Source organism: Flavobacterium sp. CG_9.10 (assembly GCF_015752245.1).
GTDB lineage: Bacteria > Bacteroidota > Bacteroidia > Flavobacteriales > Flavobacteriaceae > Flavobacterium.
The window spans coordinates 123,017-129,076 of the sequence record NZ_JADOVD010000012.1; the positions used below are offsets into that span (position 1 = coordinate 123,017).

The 6,060-nt window shown below is 33.5% G+C and carries 3 protein-coding genes; all 3 read left to right on the plus strand.

Annotation, left to right across the window (positions count from 1 at the left end; genetic code table 11):
• Nucleotides 1–23 precede the first annotated feature (23 nt).
• On the plus strand, nt 24–1,463 hold the full coding sequence (accC, locus tag IWX84_RS11735) for an acetyl-CoA carboxylase biotin carboxylase subunit (protein ID WP_196850939.1): 1,440 nt from the start codon (nt 24–26) through the stop codon (nt 1,461–1,463).
• A gap of 209 nt (nt 1,464–1,672) precedes the next feature.
• On the plus strand, nt 1,673–3,214 hold the full coding sequence (locus IWX84_RS11740) for an acyl-CoA carboxylase subunit beta (RefSeq protein ID WP_196850940.1): 1,542 nt from the start codon (nt 1,673–1,675) through the stop codon (nt 3,212–3,214).
• A 528-nt stretch (nt 3,215–3,742) separates the two neighbouring features.
• Complete coding sequence (locus tag IWX84_RS11745) at nt 3,743–5,893, plus strand: ATP-binding protein (RefSeq protein ID WP_196850941.1); 2,151 nt, start codon at nt 3,743–3,745, stop codon at nt 5,891–5,893.
• Nucleotides 5,894–6,060: the final 167 nt, after the last annotated feature.

The window sequence follows — 6,060 nt, forward strand, 5'->3', positions numbered from 1 at the left end:
AATCTGCGGTTAAAAAATAAAAAATGAAAAAATTATTAGTTGCCAATAGAGGGGAAATTGCCATCAGGGTGATGAAAACCGCACAAAAAATGGGCATTAAAACGGTTGCGGTTTATTCGACAGCTGATCGAAATGCACCTCACGTAAAATTTGCCGATGAAGCGGTTTGGATTGGAGAAGCACCTTCGAGTCAATCGTATTTATTAGGAAGCAAAATTATAGAAGTAGCTAAATCCTTAAATGTGGACGCGATTCATCCTGGTTATGGATTTTTGAGCGAAAATGCTGATTTTGCCGAAGAATGTGAAAAAAACAGCATCATATTTATTGGTCCTAAATCGAGAGCCATTAGAGTTATGGGAAGCAAATTAGCAGCAAAAGATGCGGTTAAGGAATATAATATTCCAATGGTTCCTGGTGTAGACGAAGCGATTACGGATATTGAAAAAGCAAAGTTAGCTGCAAAAGCAATTGGTTTTCCTATTCTAATTAAAGCCTCGGCCGGTGGTGGTGGAAAAGGAATGCGTGTGGTAGAAAGCGAAAGTGATTTTGAATCTCAAATGAACCGAGCGATTAGCGAAGCAATTGCTGCTTTTGGTGATGGTTCTGTTTTTATTGAAAAATATGTGGCTTCACCGCGACATATAGAAATTCAAGTGATGGCAGACAGTCACGGAAATATTTTGTATTTATTCGAAAGAGAATGCAGCATCCAGCGTCGTCATCAAAAAGTGATTGAAGAAGCGCCATCTTCGGTTTTAACGCCGGAATTACGTAAAAAAATGGGTGAGGCAGCTGTTTTGGTGGCTAAATCATGTGATTATTTAGGAGCAGGAACGGTAGAGTTTTTATTAGACGAAAATAACAATTTCTATTTCCTTGAAATGAATACGCGTTTGCAAGTAGAACATCCCGTTACGGAATGGATTACAGGAACCGATTTAGTTGAATTGCAAATCAGAGTGGCCAGAGGTGAGGAATTAACCATTAAACAGGAAGATTTAAAAATCAAAGGACACGCTTTAGAATTGAGGGTCTATGCAGAAGATCCTATGAATGACTTTTTGCCTAGCGTAGGTCATTTAGATATATATCAATTGCCTGTCGGCGAAAATATTCGTGTCGATAACGGTTTTGAACAAGGCATGGATATTCCTATTTATTATGATCCAATGTTGGCCAAATTGATCACTTATGGCGAAACTCGCGAAGAAGCGATTCAGTTGATGATCAAAGCGATTGATGGTTTCCATGTCGAAGGGGTTCAAACGACGTTGCCATTCGGGAAATTCGTTTTTGAACATGAAGCTTTTCGGTCGGGAAATTTCGATACTCATTTTGTAAAAAAATATTACAATGCGGATGTGCTGAAAAACCAAATGGCTAAAGAAGCCCAAATCGCAGCTCTTGTGGCTATGAAACAATATTTTGAAGATCAAAAAATCGTACGCTTACCAATTTAATAATAAAATCTTACCACATAGAAACATAGAAAAACCTAGTCTTAAAATGTTTGTAAAAAAAAGATAGGTAGAAAATTGTTTTTTCACATAGCTTATGAAGTCTAGAATAAGTGAAACGTCTTTATTTTAAAGGGTTAAAATCTATGTCTCTATGTGTTTCGTTTTTTTAAATTACTATACTTAATCCAGAAAATAATAAATGACAACAGATGGAGTCTAAAATAAAAGTATTAAACAATAAAATTGCCGAAGCTCATTTGGGTGGCGGTAAAAAACGTATTGAAAAGCAACATTCCAACAAAAAACTAACTGCCAGAGAACGGGTTGAGTATTTGATGGACGAAGGCTCTTTTGAAGAAATAGGTATGTTAGTTACACACCGTACCTCTGATTTTGGTATGGATAAAGAGTTGTATTATGGAGACGGTGTAATCACAGGATATGGAACCATAAACGGAAGATTGGTTTACATTTTCGCTCAGGATTTTACAGTTTTTGGAGGTTCCTTGTCGGAAACGCATGCTGAAAAAATCTGTAAAATAATGGATATGGCAGTCAAAATGGGTGCACCAATGATTGGATTAAACGATTCTGGTGGAGCACGTATTCAAGAAGGGGTTCGTTCACTAGGCGGTTATGCTGATATATTCTTTAAAAATGTACAAGCTTCGGGAGTGATTCCACAAATTTCGGCAATCATGGGACCCTGCGCCGGTGGAGCCGTTTATTCTCCTGCGATGACTGATTTTACGATGATGGTCGAAGACACCAGTTACATGTTTGTAACCGGTCCGAATGTGGTGAAAACCGTAACCAACGAAACCGTAACCTCGGAGGAACTAGGTGGAGCAAGCACACATTCTACCAAGTCTGGTGTGGCTCATTGTACTTCGACAAATGATGTGGAATGTTTAGAAGATTTAAAACGATTGTTGAGCTATTTGCCACAAAGCAATAAAGAAACGCCACACAATTTGCCTTATGAATTAGGTGATGAGGTACGGGAGCAATTATCGAATATTATTCCTGATAATCCAAATAAACCTTATGATATGCATAGCGTCATTGGTGGGATTATTGATGAAGATTCGTTTTTCGAAATTCATAAAAACTATGCCGAAAATATCGTTGTGGGTTTTGCCAGACTGGGAGGAAGAAGCATTGGAATTGTAGCCAATCAACCGATGTTTTTAGCAGGTTGTTTGGATGTGAAAAGTTCGATTAAAGCAGCTCGATTTACCCGTTTTTGCGATGCGTTTAATATTCCCTTATTGGTTTTGGTAGATGTGCCAGGTTTTTTACCGGGAACGGATCAAGAGTGGAATGGAATTATCGTACATGGTGCCAAATTATTATATGCGCTTAGTGAGGCTACTGTTCCAAGAGTTACCGTTATTACGCGTAAAGCCTATGGTGGTGCCTATGATGTGATGAACTCAAAACACATTGGTGCCGACATGAATTTTGCTTGGCCAACTGCTGAAATTGCCGTTATGGGGGCAAAAGGAGCATCTGAAATCATCTTCAAAAAAGAAATTAACGAAGCCGAAGATCACGAAGCCAAACTATTGGAAAAAGAAGCCGAATATGCCGATTTGTTTGCTAATCCATACACAGCAGCCCAGCGTGGTTTTGTTGATGAGGTCATCTTACCGCAAGACACCAGACGCAAATTGATAAAAGCATTTAGTATGCTCGAAAATAAAGAAAGTGTAACTCCTAAAAGAAAACACGGAAATATTCCTTTGTAGTATTTTAGTATAAAAATGCAGAAACCAGCTGAAAAGGCTGGTTTTTTTGTGGTTTTGTTTTTTAGACTTTACTTTTTTTTTCTTCAACGATTTCTTGATAGTTTAATTTATTATAACGTATGCAAAGACTATTTTTTATACCATTTTTAAAATTGCATTTTTCAAGATAGAACTTCAAATCCATTAATTTATTTTTGCAAGAATCAGCCTTCATTCAAATTTACTTTTTCTTTGAATTTCAAATATTTTTTTGAGATTTTTATTTAGAGATTCTTCGATGGCGCCATTAAAGTTTCTGGGCCAGCGTTGAAGTTAGCATTGCATTAATCAAGATGAAAAGGATGATATTGACTAAATTAAAAGTAGCGGTTTTGCAGAAAATTAAGCTTTAGAAACAAGTTTATATTTTTTGAATTAAAAAGATTAACTTGCACCAACAATTTAACATATTATTTTAATATAAACAAGTAATTTTTATTAAAAGAAATAGGTTAAATGCATTTAGTTCCCCAAATACCACCTTGTATTATGAAAAAAATCGGTACTATTAATACCTACTATAAACTTTTATTACTGATTGTTTCTACCAGTTTATTCTTTTTGTTGCTTTATGTTTCACTTTATCTTTACACCATTAAAGAAGAAAAGCAATTTTATAAAAGAACATTTAATCAGTATGAAAATGAAGTTAATTCACTTTTCAAACTTAATTCGGAAACACCCACAGCTACAATTATTGATGTTACATTTTGGGACGGATTGGTTAAATTTACTAAAACAAAAGATAAAAAGTGGTATAATAAGAATGTGGCAAGCCAATTTGAAACTTATAAAATGGATTATGTCGGGATATATGATTTAAGCAACCAGTTGATTAATAAAACGAAATCGACGAAGATTAAAACAATTAATTTTATTCCGAAAGAGGTGATGCTAAAACTTTATAGGTCTAAACTCACTCGGTTTTATATGAAAATTCCGGAAGGAGTTGTGGAAGTTTTTGGCGGAACAATTCATCCTTCAAACGATCCAAAAAAAAATAAGTCAAATCCTTCTGGTTATTTCTTTATGGCTAGGCTTTTAGATAAAGATTTTTTTGCGAAACTTGACCAAATTAGTAGTTCCAAGGTAAGTCTAACAGAAAATAGTTACATAAGTCCAGTTGAAAAAGATGCAGTTACTATAAATTTAGGTTTGAAGGATTGGAATAATAAAGTGATTTCAAAATTAACTTTTAAAAGAGTTTTTAATCTGAATTTTAAAAATACGAAAGAGATTCTTTTCATAGTTATAATTGCATCGATATTTAATATTTTAATTTGTCTTTATTACACCAAGCGCTGGGTTTACAATCCTTTGAAATTGATAACGAGTATTTTGGAAACAGGAAGTCGATCTGCTATTGCTAGTCTGAAAAGAATAAAAGGGGAGTTTGGATATATTGGGAATCTTTTTGAAGAAAATAGTAATCAAAGAAAGCAATTGGAAATTTCTAAACATAAAGCGGAGGAAAGCGATAAGCTCAAGTCTTCTTTTTTAGCTAATTTATCACACGAAATTAGAACACCAATGAACGCAATCATTGGTTTTAGTGATTTGTTAAGCAATCCTGATTTAAATGAAAATGAAAAATCAGAATATTTAAAAATAATTAATAAAAGCGGTAATAATCTGGTTTCTATTATTGAGGATCTTATTGAAATGTCTAAAATTGATGCACATCAAATTAAGCCAAAATATAAGGGTATCAACCTCAATAAATGCATACGGGAATTATATGAAACAATCAAAGTCACCATTCCAAAAGAAAAACAGATTGATTTTCATATTATTGAATGTTCCAATCCAATTGAAAAGTATTTACTTACAGATGAAACTAAGTTAAAGCAGATTCTTGTAAATTTGATAGCAAATGCAATTAAATTTACAGAAGAAGGTTCCATTTCCTTTGGTTATGCGGTAAATGATAATGACGGAACCGTTACTTTCATGGTTAAAGATACTGGAAGAGGAATTGACGAAAAAAATCTCAAATTAATTTTTAATCGGTTTTTAAGGGTTGAAGATCAGTTTCATGCCGACTCAAGTGGCTTAGGCTTAGGCTTGGCTATTTCTAAAGCTTATATTGAAATGTTAGGAGGTTCAATTACCGTAAACTCTTCATTTGGGAAAGGTTCAATTTTTCGATTTAAAATACCTTTAGTTTTTGATGAATCAGAAAAGAAAATCAAGGTTAAAACGACTAACAGTTTTCATCATAATTTAGGAAATGAGACAATTTTGATTGCGGAGGACGATAATATAAATTTCTTGTTATTAAAGAAAATTTTGCAATTAAGAAATTATACAATTCTTCGAGCCAAAAATGGTCAAGAAGCCGTCGATATTTGTAGGGTAAATAGAGATATTGATTTGGTTTTTATGGACGTAAAAATGCCGGTAATGAACGGATTAGATGCTTATAAAATTATTCGAAAATTCAATCCAGATTTAATTGTTATTGCCCAAACGGCTTACTCATCTGCTGAAGACAAAGAAATGATACTGAATTTAGGATTTAAAAATTTTATCACTAAACCTTTAAATCGAGAAAAAATATTTGAATTATTAGATGGTTTTTTTAAAGTAAAAGAAAAAAATAAACTAAAAAAAATGTTGACAGATTTTAATAAAAACTGATATAAGAAAGAGTTGTTTGAAGATGACGGCTCTTTCTTATAACAATAAATATTGTAATTTACATATTCGTCGGCATTGTTGTCCGATAAAAAAGAAGCCAAATTAATGGCTTCTTAAAATAATCGTAATTTAGAGTTGCAAAATTCAAATAACGATGGGTAAAAATA